Genomic DNA, 16,692 nt, shown 5'->3' with positions numbered 1-16,692 from the left:
AAAGGATTTCCACTCCCATCCTTAACGCAAACCGCTGACTATCATAATATTTTTTCATTAAAACTTGTTTATTTCACTTTTTATTCTACATTTGTAGAGCAAACTCTATTTTCGTAGAACAAAATCATTTTATGCGACAAACTGTTATTGTAATCGGCTTGGTATTTTTGCTTTTTGGCTGCAAAACCAATCAAATGAAAAATAAACGTAGAGAAGGACTTTGGATTGAACAATACGCACAGGATAGTTCCCACTATAAATCAATTGGGAAATACCGAAAAGGAGATCCCGTAAAAAAATGGAGTTATTACTTAAATGGTAAAATCATAAAAAGAGAAAAATACAAAGACGACATCTGCAACACTACTTTTTATCATGAGAATGGAAAAATACAATCCAAAGGAAAAACAAAAATAGAAAGCACCGATAAGTACGTGCATTGGTTTTATTTTGGTGACTGGAACTTCTTCAATCAAGATGGAAAACTAATAACGATAAAGAAATACAATAACGGAGAATCATTTTCCGAAATAGAAATTAAATAAACATGCAACAACTAACGAACGCCGAAGAACAAGTAATGGAACACCTTTGGAAACTCGAGAAAGCCTTTATGAAAGACTTGCTTGAAGCCTACCCAAAACCAAAACCCGCAACCACAACCATTGCTACTTTATTAAAAAGAATGATCGACAAGCAATTTGTAGCCTACAATGAATTTGGGAACTCACGGGAATATTATCCTTTAGTCAAAAAAACCGATTATTTCTCGAAACACGTCAACGGATTGATTAGTAATTTTTTCAACAATTCGGCATCACAATTTGCCTCTTTTTTTACCACTGAAACGAATTTATCGCAAACGGAATTGGAAGATCTCAAAAAAATAATAGACAGTGAAATTCTAAAAAAGAAAAAATGAGCGACTTTCTAATCAAATCGACAATTACTCTATTCGTGCTACTGGCAGTGTATTATTTGTTTTTGGAAAAAGAAAAAATACACGTTTTCAATAGGTTTTACTTGTTGTTCAGCCTTGTTTTCTCGATGGTAATTCCATTTATAACTATCGAAGTCATTCAGGAAATAACACAACCTGCAGTCAATCCGGGAAATATCCAAATACTGCAAGGAAACGCTGTAATACTAGAAGAAACAAACTATCTAGCAATAGGATTATGGAGTTTGTATGCTGTAGTAACACTCGTTCTGGCGATACGTTTTATCAGTAATATCATCAAAATTTCTTCTAAAATGAAATCGAATACACCAATTGCCTATAAGAATGCAAAATTGATTTTGGTTCCCGAAAAAACGTTGCCGCATACTTTCCTGAATACGATTTTCATCAACGAAACGGAGTACAACAACCGTCAAATTGAAGCTGAATTGTACACACATGAACTCACGCATGTAACCCAAAAACACACGTTGGATATTTTATTCATCGAAATATTGAAAACCCTTTTCTGGTTCAACCCTATTTTTATTTTTTACAAAAAAGCCATACAACTCAACCACGAATTTCTTGCCGATGAGAAAGTCGTCACCTCCTATAACAATGTTCCTTTCTACCAATCTTTATTGCTATCGAAAGCGAACAAGAACCAAACTTTTTACTTGGCCAGTAATTTGAATTATTTAATAACTAAAAAACGATTACTTATGATGACAAAAACCACATCAAAAACAGAAGCTTTATTAAAAAAAGCAATGCTAATTCCTGTAGTAACTGCCTTATTGTTCTTATTGTGTACGAAAGTCGTTGCGCAAGAAACCAATGTAAAAAAAGAAACTACTCCTGCGAAACCCGGAAATTTATTTAAAACGTATTACGACAAAACTACTTTTAAAATCAAAGATGAAAAAGGAAAGGTTACCAGCGAAAAAAAATACAATGAACTAACTCCTGTAGAAAAGAGGGCTATACCTTCTATCCTATCAAAAGAAAAAGAATTGCCTACAAACGAGGAACTTCTGGCAACATTAAGCAAAGGAGCTCCTGAAGTAATTGAAATTGATGCGTACGATGCTAAAAATCAATTTGTCCAAAAAGGGGAAAATGAAGTCTATAATACCGCTGGAATAACAGAAAAACCAGATTTTCCGGGAGGAATTATAGAATTTTACAAATTCGTAGGGCAGAATTTTAAAACTCCAGAACAACCCAATTTAAAAGGGAAGGTTTACATCACTTTTATCATTGAAAAAGACGGTAGTATTAGTGACGTAAAAAACATTCGCGATATTGGCTTCGGCACTGGTGACGAGGCTGTGCGTGTTATAAAATCATCCCCTAAATGGTTACCCGGTAAAATGAATGGTGTTCCGGTTAGGGTAATGTATAGCTTACCAATAACTATACAATCAAAATCATAATAGTAAAAAAGAAATCCGCTTCAAAAGAAGCGGATTTACAAAACCAATATTTTGAGGCTTGGCGCAGATTTCAATTTATGATAACAAGTATTTGCGGCTAAACGAAAATAGAGTAAAAAACTGCAATTGCACTAAATTTACAAATTGAGCAAGACGTGTATTGCCATTAATTTTTATTTTAATCAAAATGAGTTAAAACAAAGTTGACATAGGAGAGCATTGAAACTATTTTTAATGAGTTAATTTCATTACCATAATTTATATCTTTTCCGTGAATTATTTCGTGTCTATTTAATCTAATTGGATATTTATTTAGCTCTTTTTCCCAACCATTAATTGCTCCTTTATTTTTGATTGGAGATAAAAGGAAATCAGAATATTTCATTTTTTTTTCTTCAAGTTTCACTTTAATTTCAGGTAGGTCTTTTACGTTTTTGAAGAATTTTGCGTCTAAAACATCATCACAGATTCCATCAATTATTGTTATGAATAGACATATCGAAGAATGAAATAATTTGTTTTTGTGTACATAAAATGCTTCGGTTATAATAGCATTCCTTTTTGGATAAGAAGATTTAAGATCATTTTCAATTTGAATCATTTTTTTATTATAATAATCCGATAAGTAGTCATCAAGTTTTTCTGGAAAATTACTATAAATTAATTTTAAGCATTTACTACTACTTATTTTAGACTCTTTAGAAAAATCATCAATATACCATCCATAAGAGGATATTTTATTAATTATTAATTCAACTCTGTCTTTTCTTAGATGACTAAAGCGGTTTCCAATTTCTCCATCTTTAATCATTTTGACAACGATTTCGACTAATGAATCATAACTTATTTGAAAACTTGATTTTTCCATTTTTAGTCTTAATTATTATTAACATTTTGCCACTTTGAGAAGGCTGAAAATTAGTATACGTTCAATTTTCATTTTAACGAAAACTTGATGCGAAACGATAATTCCACTAAATTCCAGCTAGCTCAAAATGGCTGTTGGCAGAAGTTTTTTCACTTCATATTCTTTTCTCCAATGTAATTTTAGTACTTGGTGTTTTTAGAAGTTCTTTTAATATTTCAATCTCATAATCAAATAGTTTCTCGATTCTTTTGTCTAATAAAAATGTAAAAAAAGTTATAATATCTTTTCTTTCATCTTTGAATTTATTTAAATATTTTAATCCAATTGTAGTTTCATTTTCATTTCCAACATAAAAATAAGTTGAACAATCAGTTTCTCTTTTACGACTCGTTTTCTTTTTTAATCTTTCCATTACAATATCTACTCCTTCAATGTCGGAATGTAGACATATACCTTCCATAGCTACATCTTTAATTTTTCCATTAGCTAATTCATTTATAAACAATTCTGACTCACGTTTATCCGAAAGACGAATAACTGTAATCAACGAAGATTGAGCTACATCATTACTTTTATGATTAATCTTCTTTATCAAATAAGGAATTGATTTTCGAGTGCCCGAAGTATGTAAACACGCATTTACTCTTTTGTAGATCCAGTCACTATGATTGTTTTCTAAAACATTAATCAATGCATTTTCGATTTCAGAGTTTTTCGAATTATGTAATAATTCTAAAACAGACTCTATAATATTACTTTTTTTATATTTCTGTAAAATTAATAATAAAGGTTTTACTTTAGTATTTTCATTTTTTCTTTGTTTACGTATTGAACTGTGGATTGACTTTTTTACATCTTCATTTTTTTCAGTGATGTACTTTTCAATCAAAAAATTTGTTATTTCATTTAACTCAAATTTTTCGCCAATTTCGCCAAGTTTCGTATAAGTTTCTATGACTTTATTATCATCAGTATTAGAATTAATAATATTTTTTAAAATTTCAATTTCAGTTATAATATCTTGATTATGTTCGGTTTTCATAGTTTCTGAGTCAAAATTTCTGCCAATTAATATATAACCGAAACAAACCTTCGTATACACACCCAAACATGGGTAGATAAGCGAAGGTTTGTTTGGCTTTGTGTTTTCCAAATATATTAAAATTTTCTTACAATTTTGTAAAATAAATAGCGTGTCATTGGAATACGTTGCGTGATGGACGGCAGCGAAAATCCTTTATGTTTTTTCTTTAAAAACATAAAGATTGCAGCGAACAGCCCGACCCGAAGTTGCCAGGAGGAACGACGAAGCAATTTGCAGGGTCACGCCCAAAAAAAAGAGGACACTAAATCCTCTTAATATTCTCTCTCACAATTTTAGGAAGACTCTATAGTTCATGCCAGTGACCGGTTCCGTTCAACACGGGTTTCATTGGTGGTGCTACGCACGCAACGAAACCCTGACTGTTAGCTGTTGTTCTTGTTAATTCAGTTTTCCAAATTCAATAAATTTGCTAGCTCTTCGAAACTATAGAAAATTATTGCTCCCTCATCCTTTAATTCTGTTTCATTGCTTTCATTTGCAAAACCATAAACTTTAAAACCTCCTTTTTTCGCGGAAATAACACCCGCTTTACTGTCTTCAATTACGATGCATTCATTTGTTGTAAATCCCATTTCTCTTGAAGCAAATAGAAATATTTCAGGTTCTGGCTTCCAACTATTAATTTGGTATGAACTGAATATTTTATTTTCAAATTTTTCAATTAAGCCTGTTATCGTTAAATTCAAATTAATTTTCTCTATTGGTCCACTTGAAGCAACACAATAAGAAATGGATAAGCTATCGATAAAATTTTTTACACCTTTAATTGGTTTTAATTCCGTTTTAAATGCTTCAAAAGTTTGTTTTCTATATTCACTTTCAAAGTTATCGGGTAATCTTTTATTCGTCAATTTTTCAATCTGCTGAAAACTATCTTTTAGACTTCTGCCGTTAAATTTTTTAATAGCATCTTCAATAGACATTTCAAGTCCAAATTCTTTTGCCATTGAAAGTAATATTTGATTTCCAATAATTTCGCTGTCAACCAAAACTCCGTCACAGTCAAATATTATACATTTAATATTCTTCATTCTCTTATTTAGGTTTCGGTTTTTAGAATACAGCTAACTTATATTTAAGCGAAATAAACCTTCGTAAACACACCCACATAAGGTTAGATAAGCGAAGGTTTGTTTCGCTTTATGCTTTTCAAATATATTAAAATTTTCTTACAATTTAGTAAAAAACGGCGCGTCATTGGAATGCGTTGCGTGAGGGATGGTAGCGAAAATCCTTTATGTTTTTTCTTTAAAAAACATAAAGATTGCAGCGAACAGCCCGACCCGAAGTTGGGAGGAGAAACGACGAAGCAATTTGCAGGGTCACGCCCAAAAAACAGTTTCCCCAAAAAAAAGAGGACACTAAATCCTCTTATAATTCTCTCTCACAATTTTACGAATACTCCATAGTGTTAACGGACTTGCAAACGGTTCTCCCGGAAATACGGGACAGGCTGATTAGCCGGAGTTTCATTGTTCGTGCTGCGCAAGTAACGAAACTGTAGCTATTGTGTGCAGTATTTATTTACCATATTTTCCACCAAGGTTTATCGCTATTTTCTTTAGATTTAATTTCATTTGTTCTTTCATCCTCTTTTAATTGATTTTTTGTTTCAATTATAGTTGTTGGTTTAATGAAATCTGGTGGATAAGTTTTTGAACCTTCAATATAATGATAAATTGCTTTTCCAAAACCTGTTTCGGCAGGTATATTTGGACTCTGTTGTATAATAAAAGCTGTAGCTATAGCAGTAGAATGCGCTAATTGTTCATATGATAATTTGTATTTATCCATTATTTCAAGTGCTTGGTTTTGCACTAAATTAATTGCGTCTAAAAATTCAATTTTAGTCTCTTCTCCTGAACTGCCATTCATTTTTTGATTGTCAATAGTAATTCCGAAATTTTGTAATACAAAATGAGTAATATTTATCAATTCAGGTCCTTTTATATTTGCATTTTCGGACAACACTACACTTCCTAGTTTAGCGTTTTCAATTTCAAAATTAAAAGATCTAAACAATAAACTTCCCGCAAGTCTTGCACAAGTAGAAATAGCATCCACAATATTCAACTCCCTAGTTTCATTTCCCAATTTAGAAGCAATAAGTTCTACAATGTCATTTACGGCTTCATTTTGTTCTTTACTTATATTCATATTTTTAATTATTTTGCTAATATTGCCCACATCCACTATATAACGAAACAAACCTTCGTACTTAGATCAAACCTGGGTGGATTGGCGTAGGTCTGCCTTGCTTTACGCTTCCCAAATATATTAAAATTTTCTTACAATTTAGTAAAATAAACGGCGCATTATTAGAATGCGTTGCATGAGGGATGGTCCCGAAGTTTCGGGAAAAATCCTTTATGTTTTTTCTTTAAAAACATAAAGATTGCAGCGAACAGCCCGACCCGAAGTTGCGAGGAGGAACGACGAAGCAATTTGCAGGGTCACGCCCAAAAAACAGTTCTCCCAAAAAAAAAGAGGATATTAAATCCTCTTATAATTCTCTCTCAAAATTTTAGGAAAACTCCACACTGTTAACGGACCTGCAATCTGTTCAGTTCAACCGGAGTTTCATTGTTCGTGCTGCGCAAGTAACTCTAAATGTTATCTAAATCTTTTTTTATGCATGCCAAAATTTCTTCCAATTCTCCATATTCTTATTTAGACTTTCGCTTGTCGAAAATAAAATATTATCCTTGATATGAACTTCAAGTCCATTAATGATAATTATTTCTTCATTGTCAATATTTGTAACATTACAACAAATTTCTTCTTTCCAGTTGTCTTTCCAGATTTCTGAAAGTATAAAATGAGCGATAACTCCTTTATTTTTATTGTCTAATACTTTTATCAATTCTGGCGTAGCTTTTTTTCCAATTGCTACAATGCTGTTTGCTAAATCTCCATGAATTCTTGGCGACATTGTTTTCACTAAAACTATGTAGGCATCTTTATTATTAATATTTTGAATCAGAGAATCTAAATTTTTCTTTTGAGCAATACTCAAATTAAAACTGAAGAAAAATACTGTAGAAGTGATACTTATAAATTTTTTCATTTTGTCGTTTTTATTTATTCCATTTTTTCTAAAGTTGCAGATAACATTTTGCAGCTTGCAGAAGTGGCGGATTAAGTAAGCCTAAAATTTCCGCTAAACACTGACTTTACAACTACAAAACCAACTTTAAATCAAGCCCAAAACCCGGCATTTCTACAAACTGCCATTGCGTGCTGGTTATTTATTTTTAATTGTATAAGTTTGGTTTTACTATTCCTTTTTTTGCAAAGTATTCTTTATTCATTTCAAAATGCATTTCTGTCATTTGGTTTAAATAATCTTTTAACGGTTTTAATCCATATTCAATTCTTCTTTTATCAATATTCAAACTATCAATTAAACCAATTTTTGGTTTCGCTTGTCCGTTTAATCTATAATTAACTTGAGTTCCAAAATTTTGTTTTTCTCCACTGTTTACATTTACTCTATCAAGTAGTAAAGCATAATTATCTGGATTCGCATTTCCTTTTTTTAATTCTTTTTTCATTGATTTCAAAACATTTTTTTGAAATTCAGGAAACTTATCACTGTGCTGAACTAAAATCCAAAAATCATTGCTTGCATTTTTCCCAATTTCATTAATTCCTAAATATCCATATTTTTTAAATAAATATTCGACTCTATTTTTGTTTTTTGTAAAAACACTGTCTTTAAATTTATACCAGTTTTCTAATGGATAATTTTTAAATTCTCCATTAGGTTTTCCTGCTTGCGCAATTTGGTCAATTTTATACATTTCTGTAAATTCTGTTTTCAGATTTTCAGATTCAGTTTTACTCAATTTAGTTGTTGAACAACTCAAAATTAAAAAAGTAAATATTATAATTATTTTTTTCATTTCTAAATTTAGATTTTTTGCCGAATTATGGTTTTAACTAGCACACAACTTGCATGTAAGCGAAGGTTTGTTTCGCTTTGCGTTTCCCAAATATATTAAAATTTTCTTACAATTTAATAAAATAAACGGCGTGTCATTGAAATGCGTTGCGTGAGGGATGGTCCCGAAGTTTCGGGAAAAATCCTTTGTGTTTTTTCTTTAAAAACATAAAGATTGCAGCGAAGAGCCCGACCCGAAGTTGCTAGGAGGAACGACGAAGCAATTTGCAGGGTCACGCCCAAAAAACAGTTCCCCAAAAAAAAGAGGACACTAAATCCTCTTAATATTCTTTCTCACAATTTTAGGAAAACTCCATACTGTTAACGGACCTGCAATTTGTTCAGTTCAACCGGAGATTTATTGTTCGTGCTGCGCAAGTAACGAACCTCTAGCTGTTGTGGGCAGTATTTATTTACCACAACATTTCTTCTTGCAATTCAGCATTCCAAAAAGTTCCAGTTTTCATTTCGGTTTCTATTAGTTTAAATATTCCGTTTGCAGAAAATTCAGTTGATAATGGTGCGCCTTTCGTTGATAATTTTGTATTTACCCAACCTGGATGAATTGAGTTCACATCAATATTTCTATCTTTCAATCTTGCAGATAAAGTTTTCGTGTACATATTTAATGCAGCTTTAGACATTCTGTAAGCAGTTGAATCGATTTTTGATATTATATTCAGCGTTGCCATAATAGAAGAAATGTTTAAAATTTTTCCGTTTTGATTTACTAAATCTAAAACAGTTTCGGTAAAATTCACAAGTCCAAAAACGTTCGTTTCAAAAGTTGATCTCAAACTTTCTAAATCTGGTTCCGTTTTATCTAAATCTGGCGCAATTCCAGCATTATTTACTAAAACATCAATTCCGTTGAATTTATTTCTAATTATTTTGTTCGCATTTTCAATTGACTTTTGATTTGTCAAATCTAATGCTACAACAAATAAGTTTTCAGAATTAATATTTTCAATTTTCCCATTTCTGGAAGTTCCAATTACATAATATTTTTCAGCAATTAGTTTCTCTGCTAATGCATTTCCAATTCCTGAATTTGCTCCTGTAATTAGGACAATCTTATTTTTAAAATTCATTTTTCTTTTTTAGTTTTTTTTTCGGCAATATAGCAGACAACATCCCGCTACTAGAGGGGGTTTGGGACTAAATTAAGATTTATTTTTCGGATTAGCCAAATCATCCCAAATACAAAACAATTTTTCAATTAAGCCAATTTTCGAAATCCGCTGTTGTAGCTGTTACCAAACGTTTATTCAATTCATATTATTTTTAAAATATAATTGGGTCGTCAAGAGGGAATGTGCATTCAGTTTCTGCTCTAAATACTTTACCTTCTTCTTCTGTTTTAACTATACACACATATCCATACTCAACGAATGTTTGTTCATTTTCCACTACAAGTTTATATTTCACAGTTCCGCTTTTAATATTATCTCCGCAAAAAGAGTTGGAGTTTTTACCATAATTTTCTGTTGTGAAAAGAATTTTATCATTTAAATCATATATGGTTAAAGAGTTAAATGAATATTTATATAAATTTTCCACCATTAAACAATCGTTAATACCATCTTCATTTGGAGTAAATACTGAAATAACATTTATTTTTCCAGCTGTTTGGTTAAGATTATTTATGTTCTTAGATTGCAATTGATTTTCTGCACAACATAAAAAAGTTTTTTGTTCAGTATCGGAATCATTGTTATTACAACTATAATTGACTAATAAGATTAAAGAGATAAAAAATACAATTCTGTTTTTCATAAAGTAGGTTTTTAAATGTTTGGTAACTTGTACATAAGCGAAACAAACCTTCGTATACACACCTAAACATGAGTACATAAGTGTAGATTTTTTTTGCTGGGCTTTCCAAATATATTAAAATTTTCTTACAAATCACTAAAACGACTTCTAATCATTGGAATGCGTTGCGTGAGGGATGGCAGCGAAAATCCTTTATGTTTTTTCTTTAAAAACATAAAGATTGCAGCGAACAGCCCGACCCGAAGTTGGGAGGAGAAACGACGAAGCAATTTGCAGGGTCACGCCCAAAAAACAGTTTCCCAAAAAAAAAGAGGACACTAAATCCTCTTATAATTCTCTCTCACAATTTTACGAATACTCCATAGTACCTCCCAGTAACCGGTTCTCCTGCAAAAAACGGGACAGGCTGTTCAACCAGAGTTTCATTGTTCGTGCTACCCTTGCAACTCTAGCTGTTAGCGGTAGTACTTTTTTATTTCGTTAATTAAAATATTTAAGTCCTATTGTGTTTAAGATATTGTTAGTTATTTGCTTTGTCAATAAATACAAAATAGCAATACTAATTACTCGAATGATTAATTGATATTTTTTCAGACCAAAGACAGAAAAATATTGATAATAAAAAATTATAATATACAAAAATGTTAGAGCTGCAGCAAAATAGTTTACACCTACAAGAAAATCTTTGTTATTGGTAAAAATCATAGAGCTGAATAGTACAAAACTAATTATTAATGTTCCGCATAACATATATAGGTTGAGGACTACGTTTTCTGCATAATTTTGTTTACTCTTTTTAAAAAAGAAATAACTCAAAATAGATATGATTGGTATATGTAGAAATACTGTAAATTTTGAATAATCTTTTAACACTTTTAAAAGACCTTCTACTGTTTTTTTATCATCATATAATCCTGATGCATCTATTTTTGTCCATTTTTTAATAAAATAGCCTATTGTCATTAAAAGAATTATGGTTGCAAAATAGTTAAAGTGTTTTACTCTTTTTCCTTGCACATATTCTCTAATACTGTGTCCTGGTCTGGTAAAGAGTTCTTTTATCGTATAGAAAAAGCCTTTGTCAAAATGAAATATTCCGTGAATAAAATCGTGTTGAAAAACGTGCGATAAGGAAAATCTGTGTGTCGATGTTGCTTGGCTGCAATTACTACAAAATTTGTCTATAATTTCTTTATTGCAATTTAAGCAGTTATTTGTCATTGGTCAGTTTTAATATTTTGTCAATTTATGTTTTCTTTTCTTGTCTTCTGTTGCGTCTGCGATAGTATTACCGCTGACTTGTATATAAGCGACAAACCTTCGTATACACACCCAAACATGGGTAGATAAGCGAAGGTTTGTTTCGCTTTGCGTTTTTCAAATATATTAAAATTTTCTTACAATTTAGAAAAAACGGCGTGTCATTGGAATGCGTTGCGTGAGGGATGGTCCCGAAGTTTCGGGAAAAATCCTTTATGTTTTTTAACCTGAATTTATTTCCTGTTCTAAAAAAACATAAAGATTGCAGCGAACAGCCCGACCCGAAGTTGCCAGAAGGAAAGACGAAGCAATTTGCAGGGTCACGCCCAAAAGATACACTAAATGGAACCAAAAAAACAAATCCGCTTCAAGAGGAGCGGATTTATCAAACTAAAAATCTAAAAAAACTACTAACTAAACTCTTTATCCGGATTGTATCCTAAATACGGCATGGATTGTTCCTTGAAAACAACACCGTATTCTTCTAATTCTTTCAAAATAGGCTCATAAACTTCCTTACGAATGGGCAACTGCACTCCCGGAGTCGTGATTTTACCATTCAAGATTAATAAGGTCGCCATTGCAACGGGTAAACCCACTGTTTTTGCCATGGCTGTATAGGTTTGATCGTCGCCAATGCAAACCATTTTGGAATCTATTTGTTCTTTTTTGTCATTATATTCGTATCCAAATTTGTGATACATGACAATCATATCTTTATCATCTTGCTGAAGCGTCCAACTATCCGTCAATATTTTTTCCAGAATTTGCGCCGGAGTGGCGTTTTTCAAACCTACTTTCTTGTTTGGATTGAACAAATCGAGTTCCAATAATTTGTCCCACATGATATCGTCTTGGTCAATTTTTAGAATCAAACGTGTCTTGATTTCTACAGAATCAGTGGGATGATATGGCAGGAAAGAATTTACAAATTCTCTGTAACTCATGTTCTCCGAATCCTCCATAACGTAACTGTCATCCGTCATTCCTAATTGCACAAACATATTCCACGCTTTCGAGAAACCCACTCTACGAATCGTTCCTCTGTATAACGTAAGTACATTATCTAAGCCATACACACTGCGGTATTTCAACGAATCGCGATTCGAATAGCCTTCAAATCGACCATATCCTTCCACTTGCAAAAACTCGGTTCTGCGAAACAAATTACAGTACGGAATGTATTTATAAGTCCCTTCCTGAATAAACTTGGCAGCGCCACCCTGACCCGCAAGAACTACATTGCGTGGTGCCCAGGTAAATTTATAATTCCAAAGATTCGTATCGGATTCCGGAGCTACAAGTCCACCACAAAAGGATTCGAATAAAATCATCTCACCGCCTTTTTCCTTAATTTCATCAATCACTTTCATCGCACTCATGTGGTCAATGCCTGGATCAAGTCCAATTTCATTCATGAAAATCAGATTATTTTCCTTTGCAGCAGCGTCTAATTCCTGCATGGCATCACTCACATAAGAAGCGGTAACTAAGTGTTTTTTATAAATAATACAGTCTTTGGCCACTTGAATATGCAAATGAGCCGGCAACATCGAGATAACAATATCAGCAATTTGCACGGCTTTTTTTCTTTGATCTTCATCAAAAATATCTAAGGCAATTGCCGTTGCATTGGGGTGATTGTTTGTCTTTTTTTGGGCTAAAGCCAAAGACAAATCACCAATAACAAGATGCAGATTCTCTTTTTCAGATTTATTTAAAAGATACTGAATCAAAGATGAAGCTGATCTTCCTGCCCCAATGATTAAAATTGTTCTCATTTTTATATATTTATAACACAAACATACAAAAATGTTGTATTTATAACAAATAGAAGTAAAATATTTTATATGGGTTCTTGAAAATTAATCTACAATACATCAATAGATGGAAAAAGTAACCCAGAAAACATTTTCAATTTAAGCACGGATGAGATACTTTTGTACTAAAATAAAACCAACATGGACAAAAAGATACTTTCAACAGGAGCAATTTTAGGAATGATTGCAATAATTCTTGGTGCTTTTGGCGCGCATGCCCTAAAAAAATTACTGTCTATCGAACAATTATCGACTTTTGAAACCGGTGTACGCTATCAAATGTACCATGCATTGTTTTTATTGTTTTTAGGACTACTGAAAGACGTTCCTCAAAAAACGAAAAAAGCTATCTATTTTTTAGTTCTTTTTGGGGTAATTTTATTCTCTGGATCCATATATCTGTTAGCTACAAATGATCTTACTTCTTTTGATTTTAAAATTATAGGATTCGTTACTCCTATTGGCGGACTCCTATTAATACTGGGCTGGGGCGTTTTATTATTGAATATTATGAATAAAAAATCACAAAATTAGAAGAATCAAACGCTAACTGAAATATAATTTCTACTTTTGCAGTCTATAAAAAGTAACTACACAATAATAAATTTATGGACAATAACACGCTTTTCTCGCAATCGATTTCGTTAAAAGAATTAGGAATTGAAAATGCCAAAATTCATTACCAGTTATCCCCTGAAGAATTACAAGATATAACTATAAAAACAGGTCAAGGAATTGAGACTTCTACTGGAGCATTAGCAGTGAATACAGGAGAATATACGGGTCGATCGCCGCAAGACCGTTATATCGTAAAAGACAGTATCAGTGAAAATCAAGTTTGGTGGGGAAAAGTAAACATCCCATTTGAACCAGCGGCATTTGAAGCTTTATACAACAAGGTTACCGCTTATTTATCAGACAAAGACATTTACGTTAGAGATTCTTATGTATGTTCTGACCCCAATTATAGATTAAATGTTCGTGTGATCACAGAAACTCCTTGGGCAAATTTATTTTGTTACAACATGTTTTTGAGACCTGAAATGGAAGAATTAGCAAATTTCGACCCAGAATGGACTCTTTTATGTGTACCAAGTTTTATGGCAGATCCAGCGGTAGACGGAACACGTCAAAGCAATTTTGCCATTCTTGACTTTACAAGAAAAGTAGTTTTGATAGGTGGAACTGGTTATACCGGAGAAATGAAAAAAGGAATTTTTTCTGCTTTGAATTTTATTTTGCCCGTTTTCAAAAATACGTTACCAATGCATTGCAGTGCCAATGTTGGAAAAGATGGTGACACTGCTATTTTCTTCGGATTATCAGGAACTGGAAAAACAACTTTATCTGCTGATCCAGACCGAAAATTAATTGGTGACGATGAACATGGTTGGACAAATGAAAATACGGTTTTCAACTTTGAAGGCGGTTGTTATGCAAAAGTGATTAATCTATCCGAAGAAAACGAACCAGACATTTTTAGAGCCATAAAAAAAGGAGCAATCCTTGAAAATGTAATCATCAATAACGACACTAATGAAGTTAATTTTGAGGATATTTCCATCACTCAAAATACCCGCGTAAGTTATCCTATTTTTCATATTGATAACATACAACCGGGTTCCATTGGGAAAAATCCAAAAAACATATTTTTCTTAACGGCCGATTCATTCGGAATATTACCTCCAATTTCTAAACTGACTCCAGGTCAGGCTGCGTACCATTTTATTTCTGGTTATACGGCAAAAGTTGCTGGAACTGAGGCTGGTATTACAGAACCTCAGCCTAATTTTTCTGCTTGTTTTGGCGCACCATTTATGCCATTACACCCAACAAAATACGCTGAAATGTTGAGTAAAAAAATGAAAGATGCCAATGTAAAAGTTTGGTTAATCAATACGGGTTGGACAGGAGGTCCTTACGGAATAGGAAGCCGAATGAAATTGAAATACACGCGCGCTATGATTACCGCCGCCCTAAACGGAGAATTGGACGATGTGGCTTATGAGAACCACCAAGTTTTTGGAATTGCAAAACCGCAAACCTGTCCAAATGTTCCTAGTGAAATATTGAATCCAAGAAATACTTGGGAAGACCCAGAACTATATGATCAAAAAGCGGTAGAATTAGCTCAAAAATTCAAAGCTAACTTCGCCAAATTTGAAGAATTTGCCAATGCCGAGATTATGGCGGGAGCACCAATCGCATAAGTTAATTATAATTCAAAAAAGAAAGAGAGCTGTTCCTTGTGAGCAGCTCTCTTTTATTTGGTACAAACCGTAACAAAATGCCTTAAATAAATACATATCAATTATTTATACCAAGATTCATTTTTTGGCGTTAAATTTGTAATCATCATTCAAAAAATCATCAATCATGTTAAAACAATTTTTTATCCTTTGTTCAGGAGCTGACAAAGACTTACTTGAAGGCTGTTCCGAAGGCGAACAAACCAAATATGTAGGTATTGGCGCCACCGTTTTCTTTACCGCTGTCATGGCTTTTCTTGCCAGTTCGTACGCACTGTTTACCGTCTTTGACAGTATATATCCCGCAATCGCATTTGGTATCGTTTGGAGTTTACTTATTTTTAATCTCGATCGTTTTATTGTTTCCACCATTCGAAAAAGAGACAAAATAGGAAGTGAATTCCTGCAGGCAACTCCCCGAATTATTTTGGCAGTGATTATTGCGATAGTTATTTCGAAACCATTAGAAATTAAAATCTTCGAAAAAGAAATTAATACTGTTTTGTTGAAAGAGAAAAATGCGATGGCATTGAATAACAAAAAAGAAGTAGCGAATTATTTTAAATCGGATTTGGATAAAAATAAAACAGAAATCGATAAGTTAAAGTCAGAAATCACAAACAAAGAAAAAGAAGTAAATACGCTGTATGAAACCTACATCACAGAAGCTGAAGGAACTGCTGGAACCAAAAAATTAGGCAAAGGTCCCGTTTTTAAAGAAAAAATTGCCAAACATGATTTGGCAAAACAAGAACTGGACACCTTACAAAAAACCAACTTGGCTAAAATTGCTGAAATGGAGAAAAACACTAAAACCCTCCAAACCGATTTAGACAAGAAAGTTAGCGAAACACAACCTATTATTGACGGATTTGATGGTTTAATGGCACGAATCAATGCCTTGGATAAATTACCTTGGCTACCTTCGTTTTTTATAATGTTGCTGTTTTTAGCCATTGAAACATCTCCTATTATTGCTAAACTTTTATCTCCAAAAGGAGAATACGATTATAAACTGGAAGATCTGGAAACAGCTTTGAAAGCAACAATCGAACAAGACAAATACCAACGTACTTTATTGGTAAAAACTAGCGCCACGATGCACGACAAAGTCTACGGAGATATTGCTGACGACAAACAGTTATATGATTTACAAAGAAAAAATGCTACTGATTTACTAGAATTACAATCTAATAATTTTGTAGAAAAGCAAAAGAAAACTTTATAATAAAAACAAAACCCGACAACTATTAAGTGTGTCGGGTTTTTATTATTTATTCCTTAGCGCTCTT

At 32.5% G+C, this 16,692-nt stretch carries 16 protein-coding genes; 6 read left to right on the top strand and 10 right to left on the bottom strand.

Going from position 1 to position 16,692, the window contains the following annotated elements; translation table 11 throughout:
• The first annotated feature begins 194 nt into the window (after nucleotides 1-194).
• The 3 genes from G7A72_RS10655 to G7A72_RS10645 are packed head-to-tail and all read left to right on the top strand — an operon-like array spanning nucleotide 195 to nucleotide 2,379.
• Nucleotides 195-545 carry a hypothetical protein gene (locus G7A72_RS10655; protein WP_241258503.1) on the top strand — a complete coding sequence of 117 codons (351 nt, stop codon included), beginning with the start codon at nucleotides 195-197 and terminating at the stop codon, nucleotides 543-545.
• A 2-nt stretch (nucleotides 546-547) separates the two neighbouring features.
• A complete protein-coding gene (locus G7A72_RS10650; RefSeq protein WP_121363828.1) occupies nucleotides 548-922 on the top strand; it encodes a BlaI/MecI/CopY family transcriptional regulator in 375 nt (124 codons plus the stop codon).
• A complete protein-coding gene (locus tag G7A72_RS10645) occupies nucleotides 919-2,379 on the top strand; it encodes an energy transducer TonB (protein ID WP_165152451.1) in 1,461 nt (486 codons plus the stop codon). The genes G7A72_RS10650 and G7A72_RS10645 overlap by 4 nt, the downstream gene beginning before the upstream one ends.
• Nucleotides 2,380-2,557: 178 nt before the next feature.
• On the opposite strand, the gene G7A72_RS10640 is transcribed toward G7A72_RS10645, so the two are convergent.
• The 10 genes from G7A72_RS10640 to G7A72_RS10595 all read right to left on the bottom strand — a co-directional run bounded on the left by G7A72_RS10640 (nucleotide 2,558) and on the right by G7A72_RS10595 (nucleotide 13,112).
• The gene (locus G7A72_RS10640; RefSeq protein ID WP_165152450.1) at nucleotides 2,558-3,247 is read right to left on the bottom strand and encodes a hypothetical protein; all 690 of its coding nucleotides are present in this window, start codon (nucleotides 3,245-3,247) and stop codon (nucleotides 2,558-2,560) included.
• 154 nt (nucleotides 3,248-3,401) lie between these two features.
• Nucleotides 3,402-4,289: a hypothetical protein gene (locus G7A72_RS10635; protein ID WP_165152449.1), complete on the bottom strand. Its 888-nt coding sequence runs from the start codon at nucleotides 4,287-4,289 to the stop codon at nucleotides 3,402-3,404.
• Nucleotides 4,290-4,735: 446 nt separating this feature from the next.
• Entirely contained in the window at nucleotides 4,736-5,383 is a 648-nt protein-coding gene (locus tag G7A72_RS10630; protein WP_165152448.1) for an HAD family phosphatase, read from the bottom strand.
• A gap of 493 nt (nucleotides 5,384-5,876) precedes the next feature.
• Nucleotides 5,877-6,509 carry a hypothetical protein gene (locus tag G7A72_RS10625; RefSeq protein ID WP_165152447.1) on the bottom strand — a complete coding sequence of 211 codons (633 nt, stop codon included), beginning with the start codon at nucleotides 6,507-6,509 and terminating at the stop codon, nucleotides 5,877-5,879.
• Between the two features lie 472 nt (nucleotides 6,510-6,981).
• Nucleotides 6,982-7,419, bottom strand: a complete 438-nt coding sequence (locus tag G7A72_RS10620) for a hypothetical protein (RefSeq protein WP_165152446.1) — start codon at nucleotides 7,417-7,419, stop codon at nucleotides 6,982-6,984.
• 187 nt (nucleotides 7,420-7,606) lie between these two features.
• Nucleotides 7,607-8,257, bottom strand: coding sequence for a DUF6624 domain-containing protein (locus G7A72_RS10615; protein ID WP_165152445.1), 651 nt, complete (start codon nucleotides 8,255-8,257; stop codon nucleotides 7,607-7,609).
• A gap of 451 nt (nucleotides 8,258-8,708) precedes the next feature.
• Complete coding sequence (locus tag G7A72_RS10610; RefSeq protein ID WP_165152444.1) at nucleotides 8,709-9,386, bottom strand: SDR family NAD(P)-dependent oxidoreductase; 678 nt, start codon at nucleotides 9,384-9,386, stop codon at nucleotides 8,709-8,711.
• Between the two features lie 193 nt (nucleotides 9,387-9,579).
• The gene (locus tag G7A72_RS10605; RefSeq protein WP_165152443.1) at nucleotides 9,580-10,071 is read right to left on the bottom strand and encodes a gliding motility-associated C-terminal domain-containing protein; all 492 of its coding nucleotides are present in this window, start codon (nucleotides 10,069-10,071) and stop codon (nucleotides 9,580-9,582) included.
• Between the two features lie 480 nt (nucleotides 10,072-10,551).
• Nucleotides 10,552-11,292, bottom strand: a complete 741-nt coding sequence (locus tag G7A72_RS10600) for a DUF3667 domain-containing protein (RefSeq protein ID WP_165152442.1) — start codon at nucleotides 11,290-11,292, stop codon at nucleotides 10,552-10,554.
• 449 nt (nucleotides 11,293-11,741) lie between these two features.
• Nucleotides 11,742-13,112 carry a saccharopine dehydrogenase family protein gene (locus G7A72_RS10595; RefSeq protein ID WP_165152441.1) on the bottom strand — a complete coding sequence of 457 codons (1,371 nt, stop codon included), beginning with the start codon at nucleotides 13,110-13,112 and terminating at the stop codon, nucleotides 11,742-11,744.
• A gap of 180 nt (nucleotides 13,113-13,292) precedes the next feature.
• Between G7A72_RS10595 and G7A72_RS10590 the strand changes: the two genes are divergently transcribed.
• The 3 genes from G7A72_RS10590 (at nucleotide 13,293) to G7A72_RS10580 (ending at nucleotide 16,628) form a co-directional block, all read left to right on the top strand.
• Nucleotides 13,293-13,685: a DUF423 domain-containing protein gene (locus G7A72_RS10590; protein ID WP_165152440.1), complete on the top strand. Its 393-nt coding sequence runs from the start codon at nucleotides 13,293-13,295 to the stop codon at nucleotides 13,683-13,685.
• Nucleotides 13,686-13,759: 74 nt separating this feature from the next.
• Nucleotides 13,760-15,361, top strand: coding sequence for a phosphoenolpyruvate carboxykinase (ATP) (gene pckA, locus G7A72_RS10585; protein WP_165152439.1), 1,602 nt, complete (start codon nucleotides 13,760-13,762; stop codon nucleotides 15,359-15,361).
• 166 nt (nucleotides 15,362-15,527) lie between these two features.
• Nucleotides 15,528-16,628 (top strand): DUF4407 domain-containing protein, encoded by a 1,101-nt coding sequence (locus G7A72_RS10580; RefSeq protein ID WP_165152438.1) that lies wholly within the window; start codon nucleotides 15,528-15,530, stop codon nucleotides 16,626-16,628.
• Nucleotides 16,629-16,692 lie beyond the last annotated feature (64 nt).

Source organism: Flavobacterium sp. Sr18 (assembly GCF_011064265.1).
Taxonomy (GTDB): domain Bacteria; phylum Bacteroidota; class Bacteroidia; order Flavobacteriales; family Flavobacteriaceae; genus Flavobacterium; species Flavobacterium petrolei.
This window is presented reverse-complemented; position numbering and strand designations above follow the sequence as displayed.

Bases quoted from the DNA above. Each gene is read 5' to 3' on its own strand.
- G7A72_RS10650 (WP_121363828.1), top strand. From the start codon at position 548: ATGCAACAACTAACGAACGCCGAAGAACAAGTAATGGAACACCTTTGG.
- G7A72_RS10635 (WP_165152449.1), bottom strand. From the start codon at position 4,289: ATGAAAACCGAACATAATCAAGATATTATAACTGAAATTGAAATTTTA.
- G7A72_RS10625 (WP_165152447.1), bottom strand. From the start codon at position 6,509: ATGAATATAAGTAAAGAACAAAATGAAGCCGTAAATGACATTGTAGAA.
- G7A72_RS10605 (WP_165152443.1), bottom strand. From the start codon at position 10,071: ATGAAAAACAGAATTGTATTTTTTATCTCTTTAATCTTATTAGTCAAT.
- G7A72_RS10595 (WP_165152441.1), bottom strand. From the start codon at position 13,112: ATGAGAACAATTTTAATCATTGGGGCAGGAAGATCAGCTTCATCTTTG.
- G7A72_RS10630 (WP_165152448.1), bottom strand. From the start codon at position 5,383: ATGAAGAATATTAAATGTATAATATTTGACTGTGACGGAGTTTTGGTT.
- G7A72_RS10645 (WP_165152451.1), top strand. From the start codon at position 919: ATGAGCGACTTTCTAATCAAATCGACAATTACTCTATTCGTGCTACTG.
- pckA (WP_165152439.1), top strand. From the start codon at position 13,760: ATGGACAATAACACGCTTTTCTCGCAATCGATTTCGTTAAAAGAATTA.
- G7A72_RS10580 (WP_165152438.1), top strand. From the start codon at position 15,528: ATGTTAAAACAATTTTTTATCCTTTGTTCAGGAGCTGACAAAGACTTA.
- G7A72_RS10620 (WP_165152446.1), bottom strand. From the start codon at position 7,419: ATGAAAAAATTTATAAGTATCACTTCTACAGTATTTTTCTTCAGTTTT.
- G7A72_RS10600 (WP_165152442.1), bottom strand. From the start codon at position 11,292: ATGACAAATAACTGCTTAAATTGCAATAAAGAAATTATAGACAAATTT.
- G7A72_RS10590 (WP_165152440.1), top strand. From the start codon at position 13,293: ATGGACAAAAAGATACTTTCAACAGGAGCAATTTTAGGAATGATTGCA.
- G7A72_RS10640 (WP_165152450.1), bottom strand. From the start codon at position 3,247: ATGGAAAAATCAAGTTTTCAAATAAGTTATGATTCATTAGTCGAAATC.
- G7A72_RS10615 (WP_165152445.1), bottom strand. From the start codon at position 8,257: ATGAAAAAAATAATTATAATATTTACTTTTTTAATTTTGAGTTGTTCA.
- G7A72_RS10610 (WP_165152444.1), bottom strand. From the start codon at position 9,386: ATGAATTTTAAAAATAAGATTGTCCTAATTACAGGAGCAAATTCAGGA.
- G7A72_RS10655 (WP_241258503.1), top strand. From the start codon at position 195: ATGAAAAATAAACGTAGAGAAGGACTTTGGATTGAACAATACGCACAG.